The organism is Azospirillum terrae (assembly GCF_053470425.1).
The window spans coordinates 304,424-316,848 of sequence record NZ_JBPXMR010000001.1 but is presented as its reverse complement, the minus strand read 5'-3'; the positions used below and the strand labels follow the sequence as shown (position 1 = coordinate 316,848).

General features: G+C 67.3%; 14 protein-coding genes. 7 read left to right on the top strand and 7 right to left on the bottom strand.

Going from position 1 to position 12,425, the window contains the following annotated elements:
* Nucleotides 1–18 precede the first annotated feature (18 nt).
* The gene (dapA, locus tag ACSVDD_RS01430; protein ID WP_448187505.1) at nucleotides 19–894 is read right to left on the bottom strand and encodes a 4-hydroxy-tetrahydrodipicolinate synthase; all 876 of its coding nucleotides are present in this window, start codon (nucleotides 892–894) and stop codon (nucleotides 19–21) included.
* A gap of 108 nt (nucleotides 895–1,002) precedes the next feature.
* On the opposite strand from dapA, the gene ACSVDD_RS01425 reads away from it, so the two are divergent.
* Complete coding sequence (locus ACSVDD_RS01425; protein WP_448187504.1) at nucleotides 1,003–2,925, top strand: lytic transglycosylase domain-containing protein; 1,923 nt, start codon at nucleotides 1,003–1,005, stop codon at nucleotides 2,923–2,925.
* Nucleotides 2,926–3,282: 357 nt separating this feature from the next.
* Entirely contained in the window at nucleotides 3,283–3,501 is a 219-nt protein-coding gene (locus ACSVDD_RS01420; protein WP_448187503.1) for a hypothetical protein, read from the top strand.
* A 56-nt stretch (nucleotides 3,502–3,557) separates the two neighbouring features.
* Here ACSVDD_RS01420 and ACSVDD_RS01415 read toward each other — a convergent pair whose 3' ends face one another.
* The 6 genes from ACSVDD_RS01415 to fabD form a co-directional block, all read right to left on the bottom strand.
* The gene (locus ACSVDD_RS01415; RefSeq protein ID WP_448187502.1) at nucleotides 3,558–3,785 is read right to left on the bottom strand and encodes a DUF2934 domain-containing protein; all 228 of its coding nucleotides are present in this window, start codon (nucleotides 3,783–3,785) and stop codon (nucleotides 3,558–3,560) included.
* A gap of 92 nt (nucleotides 3,786–3,877) precedes the next feature.
* The gene (mltG, locus tag ACSVDD_RS01410) at nucleotides 3,878–4,879 is read right to left on the bottom strand and encodes an endolytic transglycosylase MltG (RefSeq protein ID WP_448187501.1); all 1,002 of its coding nucleotides are present in this window, start codon (nucleotides 4,877–4,879) and stop codon (nucleotides 3,878–3,880) included.
* Nucleotides 4,880–4,889: 10 nt separating this feature from the next.
* A complete protein-coding gene (fabF, locus tag ACSVDD_RS01405) occupies nucleotides 4,890–6,152 on the bottom strand; it encodes a beta-ketoacyl-ACP synthase II (protein ID WP_448187500.1) in 1,263 nt (420 codons plus the stop codon).
* Between the two features lie 105 nt (nucleotides 6,153–6,257).
* Nucleotides 6,258–6,497, bottom strand: a complete 240-nt coding sequence (locus ACSVDD_RS01400; protein WP_109118966.1) for an acyl carrier protein — start codon at nucleotides 6,495–6,497, stop codon at nucleotides 6,258–6,260.
* A gap of 169 nt (nucleotides 6,498–6,666) precedes the next feature.
* Entirely contained in the window at nucleotides 6,667–7,407 is a 741-nt protein-coding gene (fabG, locus tag ACSVDD_RS01395) for a 3-oxoacyl-ACP reductase FabG (RefSeq protein ID WP_448187499.1), read from the bottom strand.
* 8 nt (nucleotides 7,408–7,415) lie between these two features.
* Nucleotides 7,416–8,357, bottom strand: a complete 942-nt coding sequence (gene fabD / locus ACSVDD_RS01390; protein WP_448187498.1) for an ACP S-malonyltransferase — start codon at nucleotides 8,355–8,357, stop codon at nucleotides 7,416–7,418.
* Nucleotides 8,358–8,709: 352 nt separating this feature from the next.
* Between fabD and rpsF the strand changes: the two genes are divergently transcribed.
* From rpsF to ACSVDD_RS01365, 5 genes are all read left to right on the top strand, one after another.
* Entirely contained in the window at nucleotides 8,710–9,159 is a 450-nt protein-coding gene (rpsF, locus tag ACSVDD_RS01385) for a 30S ribosomal protein S6 (RefSeq protein ID WP_448187497.1), read from the top strand.
* Nucleotides 9,159–9,437 carry a 30S ribosomal protein S18 gene (rpsR, locus tag ACSVDD_RS01380; protein ID WP_448187496.1) on the top strand — a complete coding sequence of 93 codons (279 nt, stop codon included), beginning with the start codon at nucleotides 9,159–9,161 and terminating at the stop codon, nucleotides 9,435–9,437. Before rpsF ends, rpsR begins: the two co-directional genes overlap by 1 nt.
* Nucleotides 9,438–9,471: 34 nt before the next feature.
* Nucleotides 9,472–10,413, top strand: coding sequence for a DUF2232 domain-containing protein (locus ACSVDD_RS01375; RefSeq protein WP_448187495.1), 942 nt, complete (start codon nucleotides 9,472–9,474; stop codon nucleotides 10,411–10,413).
* Nucleotides 10,413–10,979, top strand: coding sequence for a 50S ribosomal protein L9 (rplI, locus tag ACSVDD_RS01370; protein ID WP_448187494.1), 567 nt, complete (start codon nucleotides 10,413–10,415; stop codon nucleotides 10,977–10,979). The genes ACSVDD_RS01375 and rplI overlap by 1 nt, the downstream gene beginning before the upstream one ends.
* Nucleotides 10,980–11,170: 191 nt before the next feature.
* Complete coding sequence (locus ACSVDD_RS01365; protein ID WP_448187493.1) at nucleotides 11,171–12,406, top strand: class I SAM-dependent methyltransferase; 1,236 nt, start codon at nucleotides 11,171–11,173, stop codon at nucleotides 12,404–12,406.
* Nucleotides 12,407–12,425 lie beyond the last annotated feature (19 nt).

Here is a 12,425-nt window from a genome sequence, read left to right as displayed (position 1 = left end):
TTGTCACGGTACCGGCGTTCAGGAGAGAACGCCGGCCTTCTTCATGGCCTCGCGGATGGTCTCGCGCGCGGCGTCGCCGACAGGCACCAGCGGCAGCCGCACCTCGTCCAGGCACTTGCCCAGCAGGCTGGCGGCGTACTTCACCGGGGCCGGCGAGGTCTCGACGAACATCGAGTCGTGCAGCGGCATCAGCTGGTCGCGAATCCGTTCCACCGTGGCGAAGTCACCTTTGCGCCACGCGTTGTGCAGCTCGGCGCACAGGCGCGGTGCCACGTTGGCGGTCACCGAGATGCAGCCATGCCCGCCCTGCGCCAGGAACGCCACCACCGTCGCGTCCTCGCCCGAGAGCTGGCAGAAATCCGGGCCGATCACCGTGCGGGTGCGCAACGGGCGGGCCAGATCGGCGGTCGCGTCCTTCACGCCCACGATGTTCGGCAGCTTGGCCAGCCGGGCCATCGTGGCCACAGACATATCCACGACACTGCGGCCGGGAATGTTGTAAATGAGGATCGGCAAATCCGCCTGATCATGGATCGCTTTGAAATGCTGGTAGAGACCCTCTTGCGTCGGCTTGTTGTAGTAGGGAGTGACCACCAGGGCCGCCTGCGCGCCCGCCTTCTTCGCATGACGAGCGAGGCGGATCGCCTCATCCGTCGAGTTGGATCCGGCGCCGGCGATCACCGGCACGCGCCCGCCCGCCGCCTCGATGCACAGCTCGACCACCCGGTCGTGCTCCTCATGGGTCAGCGTCGGGGACTCGCCCGTGGTGCCGCAGGGAACCAGGCTGTGCGTGCCCTCGGCAACCTGCCACTCGACAAAGGACTGGAAGGCGGCTTCGTCGACTTTTCCATTCTTGAACGGGGTCAAGAGCGCGACGCTCGAACCGTGGAACATGTCAACCACCTCCATCCGACAACAAAAAAAGCGACGCGCACCTTAGCCGCCCTGCGAGTGCCGGGCAAGAGCGCCCGGCCCCTTATTGCCGCCCTGTACGCATCCCTGATGCTCATTGCAGCACCGGTGGCGGCCGGGACGCTGACGCAACAAGATCTCGCCACCTACAAACAGGCCTTCAAGGCCGCCGACGGCGACCGGCACGAGGATGCGCTGCGCATCGCGTCGGCCGCCAAGGACCGCCTGCCGGCCAAGATCATCCGCTGGATGAAGTTGCAGGCGCCGCAGGGCGGTAGCTTCCAGGAGGTCTCGGCCTTCCTGCGCGAGAACCCCGACTGGCCGGGCCAGCTGGCGCTGCGCCGCGCCGCCGAGGGGGCCATGGGCGACGCCGCCCTGAGCCCGAGCGAGACCATCGCGTGGTTCAAGCAGTACCCGCCGCTGTCCAACGACGGCTTCATGCGCTACGCCGACACGCTGCTGCTGAACGGCGAGCGCGACAAGGCGCTGGGGCTGATCCGCCAGCGCTGGGCCGACACCAACTTCAACAACGGCGAGGAGCAGGATTTCCTGTTCCGTTACAGGGATCACCTGCGCCGCCAGGACCACATCGCCCGCGTCGACCGCCTGTTGTGGGACCATCAGGAGGGACCGGCCAAGCGCATGCTGCCGCTGGTCGATGCCGGCTGGGACGCGCTGATCGAGGCGCGCATCGGGCTGTACGAGGAAAACCGCAACGTCGATTCCGCCGTCGCCAAGGTGCCGGAGTCGCTACGCGACGATCCGGGCCTGCTGTATGAACGCCTGCGCTACCGCCGCAAGCACAACGACGACGATGGTGCGCTGGAGATCCTGCGTCACCAGCCCGCCAAGCTCGGCCGCCCGGCGCTGTGGTGGACGGAGCGCCACATCCTGGCGCGGCGCGCGCTGGAACGGCAGGACTTCAAGCTCGCCTACTCGCTCGCTAAGGGGCATGGGTTGACGGAGGGGACGAGCTACGCCGAGGCGGAGTTCCTGTCCGGCTTCGTGGCGCTGCGCTTCCTCGACATGCCGACCGAGGCGTTCGGCCATTTCCAGAAACTCTACCGGTCGGTGACGGCGCCCATCAGCAAGGCGCGCGGCGCCTATTGGTCCGGCCGCGCCAGCGAGGCGCTGGGCCGGCGCGAGGACGCGCGCGACTGGTACGCCAAGGCGTCGCCGTACGGCACGACCTTCTACGGCCAGCTCGCCGCCCACAAGCTGGACAGCAACGCCCACGTGCGCCTGCCCTCCGAGCCCAAGGTCGAACAGGCCGAGGCCGCTGCCTTCGAACGGCGCGAGGTGGTGCGCGCCGTCCGCATGCTGGTCGAGATCGAAGGGCGTGAGGACGAGCGGGTGAGCGCCTTCCTGCGCCGCATCAGCCTCCAGTCAAAGGAGCCGGAGGACTACGCGCTGGCCGCCCGGCTGGCGCGCGAACTGCACCGGCCCGACCTCGCCGTGGCCGCCGCCAAGGACGCCGCGCAGAGCGAGATCTATTTGGTGGAGGCCGGCTATCCGGTGATCCACACAGACGGCAACGGCACGCCGGAGCCGGCGCTGGTGCACGCGCTGATCCGCCAGGAGAGCACGTTCAACCCGAACATTATCTCCTCGGCCGGGGCGCGCGGGCTCATGCAGCTCATGCCCAGCACCGCGCAACTGGTCGCCAACAAGCTGGGCATCAAGAAGCACCAGCACGGCAAGCTGATCTCCGACCCGCAGTACAATGTCCGCCTGGGTTCCGCCTACATCGCCGAGATGATCGACCGGTACAGCGGCTCGTATGTGCTGGCGGTGGCTTCCTATAACGCGGGGCCGGGCCGGGTGAGCCAGTGGCTCAACAGCTACGGCGACCCGCGCGGCGCCAGCGTGGACGTGGTGGACTGGGTCGAGCTGATCCCCATCTACGAGACGCGCAATTACGTGCAGCGGGTGATGGAGGCCATGCTGGTCTACCGCGCGCGCCTGCACGGTGGCCGCGCCGAACTCAACCTCGAGCGTGAACTGCGGCGTTGAAGCCGTTGATTTTACAAGGCTTTATTAGGTTGGGTCGAGCGCTTGCGAAGCCCAACCCAATAAGGCCTTCGTGCATCGCGAAGCGTAGATGGCAATAAAGCGAAGACCAAAAGCGCCATCCATCACATTTTTCGCGGCATACATTGAAGCACTCCGCGTGACCGCGACACTCAGCGCAGCATACGCCACATTCGAATGTCCAATTCCTAACACAGGCGGTGTTTAGGAAGCATTTAGAACGGATTACCCCCAAAGATTACTTTCAGCACCCAAACCTTTAAAGGGTTTGTTAACCGCGATAAGCGCCAATGGACACAAGCGCAACACTCTCAAACCCCGCGAACAGGAGCACTGGAAATGTCCGCTTCCCCGATGGTTGCCGAAGAGGTTCGCAAGGCCTGCCGCATTCACGCTCGCCTGCTCGACACCTTCATCGACATGACCCAGAAGGAGCTGAACCAGCTTCCCCCCGGCTTCGCCGAGGAGAGCCTGAGGGAATCGCTGGAGTCCATGCGCGCTGCGCGCAAGAATTACGGCGCCATGGCCGGCGTCGTCGCGGTCTCGAACGCCGCCTGAACCCCGCGGTGATGCGCGGGGATTGCTTTACGAAGAAGGTCCGCTGCCTTTCCGGGTCAGGCCGTGACCGGCGCCTTTCGCGCGCGGGGCTTGCGCTCGGTGGCAGCCGGAGCTGCAGCCCCCTTGCCGGTGGCCTTCTTGGCGGCTTTCGGGGCCGTCGCCGTGGCGGCGACTTCCTGCTCGGCCTTTAGCCAATGTTCGTAATCGCAGCCCTCCGGGCAGCCTTGCTCCTGCCAGATCGCGTAGGCGCGATCACGGATGCGCTGTTCGACGTTCTGGCTCATCTCTCCTCCGGGGGCATTGCGCAGGGGAACTTCTGCGCCGCTGATGGTGCCGCAATCCGATCGGGTCGCGCAAGTTGCTGAAGGTCGCAGGCTCAGTCGGCGTTCGGTACAGGCTCGCCGCCCTGACGGCGCTGCACGTCGCGCCAGCGCGCCACGTTGCGGTTGTGGTCCGGGAGAGTCTTGGCGAAGGCGTGCCCGCCGGAACCGTCCGCCACGAAGTACAGGAACTCGTGCCGTTCCGGTTTCAGCGCCGCGAGGATGGACGCCCGGCCCGGATTGGCGATCGGCCCCGGCGGCAGCCCGGTCACCACGTAGGTGTTGTAGGGCGACTCGGTGCGCAGATCGGCCCGCGTCAGCGCCCGGCCCAACTCCCCCGATCCATCGGTCAGCGCGAAGATCACCGTCGGGTCGGATTGCAGCCGCATCCCGGTGCCCAGCCGGTTGACGTACACCCCGGCCACCCGCGCCCGCTCCGCCGCCACGCCGGTTTCCTTTTCGACGATGGAGGCCATGGTCAAGGCCTCCTCCGGTGACTTGTAGGGCAGGTCCTTGTCGCGGGATTTCCACGCCTCCGCCAGCACCTGCGTCATGGCGCGCTGCATGCGCTCGACCAGTTGTTCGCGGGTGTCGCCGTAGGAGAAATTGTAGGTTTCCGGCAGCAGGCTGCCGTCCTTGGGGCGCTGCGGCACGGCGCCGGTCAGCACCGGCTCCTTCTCCAGCAGGGCGAGGATCTGCGCCGAGGTCAGCCCCTCCGGCACGGTGAGGCGGTGCACGACCGTGCGGCCGCGCCGCATCTGCTCCAGCACCTCCTCGATGCTGATGCCCGGCGCGAACGCGTACTCGCCCGCCTTCAGGTCACGCACCGAGCCGCTCAGCCCGGCACCGAAGACGACCAGAAGCGGCGAGCTGACCACGCCGGCATCGGCCAGCGTGATCGCCACGGCTTCCAGCCCGCTGCCGCGGGGAATGACGACGGTGACGGGTTCGGTGAGCGGGCCCGGCGCCACCAGACGCAGGCCCCCCCACACAGCCGCTCCGGTCAGGAGCGTGGCAACGGCGAGCGCCCCGGCCGTTATCCGGAGGCCCCACCCCATGGCTGCCTCCTTACGCGAATTCCTTGAAGATCAAGGATGCGTTGGTGCCGCCGAAGCCGAAGGAGTTGGAGAGCGCAGCGCGCACCTTGCGCTCCTGCGCCACCTTCGGCACCAGATTGACGCCGAGGCAGCTCTCCGAGGGGTTCTCGAGATTGAGCGTCGGCGGCACGATGGAGTGGTTCATCGCCTTGATCGAGTAGATCGCCTCGACCGCACCGGCTGCGCCCAGCAAATGGCCGATGGCCGACTTGGTGGACGACATGGCGACCGTGTCCATATCCGCGCCGAACAGGCGCTTCACCGCTCCCAGCTCGATCTCGTCGCCCAGCGGCGTCGAGGTGCCGTGCGCGTTGATGTAGTCGATGTCGGCGGGCGACAGGCCGGCGCGCTTCAGCGCCATCCGCATGGAGCGGAAGCCGCCGTTGCCATCCTCGGCCGGGGCCGTGATGTGGTTGGCGTCGCCCGACATGCCGTAGCCGATGATTTCGGCGTAGATGTGCGCGCCGCGCTTCTTGGCGTGCTCCAGCTCTTCCAGAACGACGACGCCGGCACCCTCGCCGATGACGAAGCCGTCGCGGTCCTTGTCGTAGGGACGCGAGGCCTTCTCGGGCGTGTCGTTGAAGCCGCTGGACAGCGCGCGCATGGCGGCGAAGCCGGCGACGCCCAGGCGGCTGACGGCAGCTTCCGTGCCGCCGGCGACCATGACGTCGGCGTCTTCCCACATGATCAGCCGGGCAGCGTCGCCGATGGCGTGCGCGCCGGTCGAACAGGCGGTCACCACCGCGTGATTCGGACCCTTGAAGCCGTGCTGGATCGAAATGTGACCGGAGGCCAGATTGATCAGGCAGGCCGGGATGAAGAACGGCGAAATGCGCCGGGCGCCGCGCTCGTGGAGCGTGACCGCGCCCTCGGCGATGCCGGGCAGGCCGCCGATGCCGGAGCCGACCATGACGCCAGTGCGCTCGCGCTCCTCGTCGGTCTGCGGCACCCAGCCGGAATCCTTGACCGCCTCGTTGGCGGCACCGATGGCGTAGAGGATGAAGTCATCCATCTTCCGCTGGTCCTTCGGCGGGACCGTAGCGTCAGCGTCGAACTCGCCGTCGGCGGTGCCACGCGGGACCGTACCGGCGATCTTGGACGCCAGGTCGGAAACGTCGAACGACGTAATCCCACGGATGCCCGATGCGCCGTTGATCAACCGTTCCCAGTTGTGACGGTGACCGACGCCGAGCGGCGTGACCAGACCGAGGCCGGTGACGACGACACGTCTCATGGGGGGTTCCTGACCTTTCGTAATCTCGAAGCTCGGACGGCCAGGCGTCCGCCCGTGCGGTGCCTGGCTGCCCTCGATGTGCAGTGCTGTCGTCGCTGCGCCTTATCAGGCGGCGGCGTTCGCCTTGATGAAGTCGATGGCGTCCTTCACGGTGAGGATCTTCTCCGCGGCGTCATCGGGGATCTCGCACCCGAACTCTTCCTCGAAAGCCATGACCAGCTCGACCGTGTCCAGGCTGTCGGCGCCGAGATCGTCGATGAAGGAGGCGTTCTCCGTCACCTTCGCTTCCTCGACCCCCAGGTGGTCCACAACGATCTTCTTCACGCGCTCGGCGATGTCACTCATGTTCGACCTTCCAAAATCCTTGAGACCGCTAGGGCGAATCCGGCGGCCCGTGCCACGCCTCTGCGTGTCGTCCTGCCGTGAAAGCCCCGTCCGATAACACATTTCGGCAGCCTTGACCAGCGCCCGCGGGAGCTGGAAATGCCGCCGTCCTGTTCTTCGCGTCGACCGCTCAGATCATTGCCATGCCGCCGTTGATGTGCAGCGTCTGGCCGGTGATATAGGCGGCCTCTTCACTCGCCAGGTAAACGACCCCGGCGGCGATTTCCGTCGGCTCGCCCATGCGGCCGGCGGGAATGGAACCCAGAAGCTTTCCCTTCTGGTCGTCGTTCAACGCGTGGGTCATGGCCGTGGTGATGAACCCCGGCGCCACGCAGTTAACGGTGATGTTGCGCGAGGCGACCTCGGCCGCCAGTGCCTTGGACATGCCGATCATGCCGGCCTTCGAGGCGGCGTAGTTCGCCTGCCCTGGATTTCCGGTTACGCCGACAATCGACGTGATGCCGATGATTCGCCCCCAGCGGCGCTTCATCATGCCGCGCAGCACGGCGCGCGACAGGCGGAAGGCGGCCGTCAGGTTGACGTCCAGCACCTGCGACCAATCGTCGTCCTTCATGCGCATGGCAAGCTGGTCGCGCGTCAGGCCGGCGTTGTTCACCAGGATGTCGATCTGCCCCATGGCGGATTCGGCGTCCTTGATGATCTGGTCGGTGGCGGCGGTGTCCGACAGATTGCCGGGCGTGATCTTCACGCGCTCACCGCCCAGCTCGGCCGCGACCTTTTCCAGCGCCTCGACGCGGGTGCCGGACAGCGCCACGGTGGCGCCCTGCGCGTGCAGAGCCTTGGCGATGCTCGCCCCGATGCCGCCGGACGCGCCGGTGACCAGGGCGCACTTGCCCGTCAAATCGAACATGGAATGCCTCACAGGGACTTGAGGAAGGTCTCGACGTCGGCCGGCGTGCCCACGGACACCGCGGCGACCTCCTTGTCGATGCGCTTGACGAGGCCGGCGAGCACCTTGCCGGCGCCCAACTCGACCAGCGACTCCACGCCCTGCGCCTTCATGTAAAGGACGCTCTCGCGCCAGCGGACCAAGCCCGTCACCTGCTCGACCAGCAGGCGGCGGATCTCGGCCGGGTCGCTGACGGCGGACGCCGTGACGTTGGCCACCAGCGGCACCGCCGGGGCGTTGACGGTCACCTTGTCCAGCGCCTCCTCCATGGCATCGGCGGCCGGCTGCATCAGCGGGCAATGGAAGGGCGCGCTCACCGGCAGGCGGACGGAGCGCTTCAGGCCGCGCTCGGCGGCGATGAGGATGGCGCGGTCGATGGCCTCGGCGTTGCCGGAGATGACCACCTGACCCGCTGCGTTGTCGTTGGCGACGGTGCACACCTGCGCTTCAGCCGCGTCGGCCGCGATGGCCTGCGCCTGCTCCAGGTCGGCGCCAAGCAAGGCCGCCATGGCGCCCTTGCCCACCGGAACCGCCTTCTGCATGGACTGGCCGCGCAGCTTCAGCAGGCGCGCCGTGTCGGGCAGCGAGATGGCGCCCGCGGCGCACAGCGCCGAATACTCGCCAAGGGAATGGCCGGCGACGAACGTCGCGTGGGTGCGCAGATCGATGCCGCCCTGCTGCTGGAGCACGCGCAGCACCGCGACGCTGACGGCCATCAGGGCCGGCTGGGCGTTCTCGGTGAGGGTCAGGTCGGCCTCGGGACCTTCGAACATCAGGCGCGACAGGCGCTGTTCCAGCGCGTCGTCCACCTCTTCGAAGGTCTGGCGGGCGATCTCGAACGCCTCGGCCAGCTCGCGGCCCATGCCGACGGCTTGGCTGCCCTGCCCCGGAAAGACGAACGCCCTGGTCATGTCTGCGAAAACCCGTGTGCTGAGGCGGTACGCCGAATGCGCCGCCGGGAAGTGGGCGACAGTCATACGCGCGGAATGCCACAAGTCAAGCGATGCTTGGTACGACCGCCCGGCGCGGCTCGCTACGCGCGCGCGATCTGTATATATCCGGGATATATCCGGGCGCTGCGGACGAGCCTTTCCACACCCCCTGTCCTAAAGCGCTTTCTTTCGTCCCCCATCTGTGTATAGTCCCCGCCTTCGCAACTCCTTGCCGACGTGCGTTCGCGCGCCGGCTAGGCCCGGGCGGCTGGCCCGACTCCGAGATGGAGCCTGGAACAGCGCCGGACCATGAACAGCCATGGGGAGTAGTATGGCTTTGTATGAGTGCGTGCTGATTGCACGCCAGGACATTTCGGCCGCGCAGGCCGAGCAGCTCGCCGAGCAGTTCGCCCAGATCATTCGCGACAATGGCGGCGAGGTCTCCAAGACCGAGCACTGGGGTCTGAAGACGCTCACCTACAAGATCAAGAAGAACCGCAAGGGCCATTACGTGCTCTTCAATCTCGATTCGCCGGCCGCTGCCGTCATCGAGATGGAGCGGAACATGAGCATCAACGAAGATGTGCTGCGGTACATGACCGTGCGCGTCGACGAGCTGGACGCCAACCCGTCCGCGATGATGCAGAGCCGCGGCGAGCGTGGTGAGCGCGGCGACCGCGGTGACCGTGGCGATCGCGGCCCCCGCCGCTTCGATGACCGCGGGCCGCGCCCGCCCCGCCGTTCCGAGCAGCCGCAGGCCGCTGAAGGGGAGATCGCCTGATGAGCGACAAGCAGACCACTGGTGGAGCCGCCCCGCGTTCGGGTGGTGGCGGCGCGCGCCGTCCGTTCTTCCGCCGCCGCAAGACCTGCCCGTTCTCCGGCGCCAACGCCCCGGCGATCGACTACAAGGACGTCAAGCTCCTGTCCCGCTTCATCTCGGAGCGCGGCAAGATCGTGCCGAGCCGCATCACCGCGGTCTCCACGAAGAAGCAGCGTGAGTTGGCCCGCGCCATCAAGCGCGCCCGGTTCCTGGCGCTCCTGCCGTACGTGGTGAAGTAAGCCCGAAAGGGCCGTCGAGGATTAGGAAACCCCCATGCCAACGGCCTTGATGGCTGCCCTGGGGGGCGGTGCGGTCAGCGCGCTCCTGTACGTGTCGGTGGTATTCGCCGGCGTCGGTGCGCTGATCCTCGGCTACCTCGCTCCGCTGCCGCTGCTTCTGGTCGGTCTGTGGTTCGGCTTCGCCGCCACGGGCATCGCCGGAGTGGTGGGTGCGGCGCTGGTGCTGACCGCCACGGGCAGCCTCGTAGGGCCGCTGGGATACGTCCTGACGGGTGCGGCGCCGGCGGCCTTCGTGGCCCGTCAGGCGCTGCTGGCCCGGCAGAACGAAAAGGGTGGTGTGGAGTGGTACCCGCCGGGACTGCTCCTGCTCGGTCTGACCGGCTTCGGCATCGCGGCGTTCTTCGCCGCCGTGGTGCTGGCGCTGGGGGAACCGGGCGGGCTTGAGGGCTTGGTGCGGCGGACTTTGCAGGGCATGGCCCAGCGGTTCGCCGGACCCGGGGAGACACCCCCGCCGCCCAACGCGTTCTGGATGGCTCCGGCGTTACCGGGTCTCGTGGTGGTCTCATGGCTTGTCATGACGATCGTCAACGCGGCCCTGGCGCAGGGGCTCCTGATGCGGTTCGGCCGCAATCGGCGTCCGCCGATGCGACTGACCGAGCTGGAGCTGCCGGGGTGGGTGGTGCTGGTGTTCGCGGGCGTGTGCGCCGCGGCGCTGGTGTTGCCGGACGGGCTGGACTTCCTGGCGCTCAATGTGGCGCTGGTGCTGTCGCTGCCGTTCGGCCTCGCCGGGTTGTCCGTGGTGCACGCCTTCGCCCACCGCCAGACGGCCAAGGTGGCGCTCCTCGTGGGGTTCTACCTGTTCCTGTTTCTCTTCGGTTGGCCGATCCTCTTCATGATCGGCCTGGGCGTGATCGAGCAATGGATTGGGCTGCGCCGCCGCTGGGCACGCGTCGGCCCCGATCAGGAGGACGAGTGATGGAAGTTATTCTGTTGGAGCGGGTCGAGAAGCTCGGCCAGATGGGCCAGATCGTCAAGGTCAAGGCCGGCTTCGCCCGCAACTATCTGCTGCCGCAGAAGAAGGCTCTGCGCGCCAGCAAGGCGAACCTCGAGCACTTCGAGAAGCAGCGCGCCTACCTCGAGGCCCAGAACCTCGAGCGCCGCAAGGATGCCGAGGCCGTCGCGCCGAAGCTGAGCGGCCTGTCGGTCGTCATCACCCGTCAGGCGGGTGAGAGCGGCGTGCTGTACGGTTCGGTGTCGAACCGCGACATCGCCGAGGCAGTCAGCGCCGCCGGTGTGAAGATCGAGCGCAGCCAGGTTGCCATCGAGCAGCCGATCAAGACGCTCGGCCTGTTCCCGGTGCGCATCGTGCTGCACCCGGAAGTCAGCCAGAACGTGACGGTCAACGTCGCGCGCTCGGTTGAAGAGGCCGAGCTTCAGGCTCAGCGCGGCGCCATGGTCACCGCCGCCGATCTGCGCGACGCCGAGGACGAGGAAGAGGCTGCCGCCAACGCCGCGTCCGAGGACGAGGCCGAAGAGGCCTGATCCTTCCCACGCGTCGTCACGCTCGTCCGGATGCCGCCCGCTCCCGCAAGGGGGTTGGGCGGCTTTCCGATTTTTGCGCCATTGCCTTTCGATTGATGGCGAAAGAGTCAGCCGGTTCGCCGGACGCTCCACGGCACCCCCCTTCCCCAGGCTTGCCGCCGATCCCAGCCTCTTCAAAAGAGGAGGATGGCATGCTGTTGGCCCGTCTGCTGAACGCCGCGCTCACCAGGGGCTCCTTGACGCTGGTCGACGCCGACGGCCGCTCGCACCGACTCGGGCCGGATGATCCGAAGATCACGCTTCGCCTGCACGACCGCGCGCTGCACCGGCAACTGGTGCTGACGCCGCGCCTGAGCTTCGGCGAGGCGTACATGGACGGCCGCCTCACCGTCGAGGGTGGCAGCCTCTACGATTTGCTGGTGGTCCTGTCCGATGGGGTCAACGTGGATGGGGTCGTCGGGCCACTCCGCGACCGGCTGGCGCCGCTGCTGCGCTATGTCGAGCAGAACAACCCGATGCACCGCGCGCGCAGCAACGTCGCCCACCACTACGACCTGTCGCGCCGCCTCTACGAGCTGTTCCTCGACCGCGACCTGCAATACTCCTGCGCCTACTTCGCCGAGCCGGGCATGGGACTGGACGAGGCCCAGGAAGCCAAGAAGCGCCACATCGCCGCCAAGCTGCTGCCGCACCCCGGCCACCACGTGCTGGACATCGGCTGCGGCTGGGGCGGTATGGCGCTGTACCTCGCCAAGCATGCCGGCGTGCGGGTTACCGGGATCACACTGTCGAAGGAGCAGCTGGAAGTGGCGCGGCAGCGCGCCGATTCGGCCGGGCTTTCGGACCGCGTGCGCTTCGAACTGCGCGACTATCGCGAGGTGACCGGGCGATTCGACCGGATCGTCTCGGTCGGCATGTTCGAGCACGTCGGCGTGCCGCACTACGGAGCCTTCTTCGACACGGTGCGCGGTCTGCTGGCCGACGACGGCGTGGCGCTGCTGCACTCCATCGGCCGCGGCGAAGGGCCGGGGGTTACGAACCCATGGCTACGCAAGTACATCTTCCCCGGCGGCTACTCACCGGCCCTGTCCGAGGTCGTCCCCTGTATCGAGCGCGCCGGGATGTGGACCACCGACGTGGAAATCCTGCGCCTGCATTACGCCCAGACCTTGCGGCACTGGCGCGAGCGCTTCCTGGCGCGGCGCGACGAGGCGGCCCGCCTCTACGATGAGCGGTTCTGCCGCATGTGGGAGTTCTATCTGGCCGGCGCCGAGATCGCCTTTCGCTACCAGGGGCACATGGTCATGCAGATCCAGCTGGCACGCTCGGTTGGCGCGGTGCCGTTGACGCGCGACTACATGCTCGACACCGAACGTGTCCTGAAGGCGGCTGCGGATCCACGTGAACGGGGCCGCGCAAGCGCCTGATTGCGTTGAAATTATCGAA

Bases quoted from the DNA above. Each gene is read 5' to 3' on its own strand.
- ACSVDD_RS01365 (WP_448187493.1), top strand. From the start codon at position 11,171: ATGCTGTTGGCCCGTCTGCTGAACGCCGCGCTCACCAGGGGCTCCTTG.
- fabF (WP_448187500.1), bottom strand. From the start codon at position 6,152: ATGAGACGTGTCGTCGTCACCGGCCTCGGTCTGGTCACGCCGCTCGGC.
- ACSVDD_RS01420 (WP_448187503.1), top strand. From the start codon at position 3,283: ATGTCCGCTTCCCCGATGGTTGCCGAAGAGGTTCGCAAGGCCTGCCGC.
- rplI (WP_448187494.1), top strand. From the start codon at position 10,413: ATGGAAGTTATTCTGTTGGAGCGGGTCGAGAAGCTCGGCCAGATGGGC.
- ACSVDD_RS01425 (WP_448187504.1), top strand. From the start codon at position 1,003: ATGCTCATTGCAGCACCGGTGGCGGCCGGGACGCTGACGCAACAAGAT.
- dapA (WP_448187505.1), bottom strand. From the start codon at position 894: ATGTTCCACGGTTCGAGCGTCGCGCTCTTGACCCCGTTCAAGAATGGA.
- fabG (WP_448187499.1), bottom strand. From the start codon at position 7,407: ATGTTCGATTTGACGGGCAAGTGCGCCCTGGTCACCGGCGCGTCCGGC.
- ACSVDD_RS01400 (WP_109118966.1), bottom strand. From the start codon at position 6,497: ATGAGTGACATCGCCGAGCGCGTGAAGAAGATCGTTGTGGACCACCTG.
- rpsF (WP_448187497.1), top strand. From the start codon at position 8,710: ATGGCTTTGTATGAGTGCGTGCTGATTGCACGCCAGGACATTTCGGCC.
- mltG (WP_448187501.1), bottom strand. From the start codon at position 4,879: ATGGGGTGGGGCCTCCGGATAACGGCCGGGGCGCTCGCCGTTGCCACG.
- ACSVDD_RS01375 (WP_448187495.1), top strand. From the start codon at position 9,472: ATGCCAACGGCCTTGATGGCTGCCCTGGGGGGCGGTGCGGTCAGCGCG.
- ACSVDD_RS01415 (WP_448187502.1), bottom strand. From the start codon at position 3,785: ATGAGCCAGAACGTCGAACAGCGCATCCGTGATCGCGCCTACGCGATC.
- rpsR (WP_448187496.1), top strand. From the start codon at position 9,159: ATGAGCGACAAGCAGACCACTGGTGGAGCCGCCCCGCGTTCGGGTGGT.
- fabD (WP_448187498.1), bottom strand. From the start codon at position 8,357: ATGACCAGGGCGTTCGTCTTTCCGGGGCAGGGCAGCCAAGCCGTCGGC.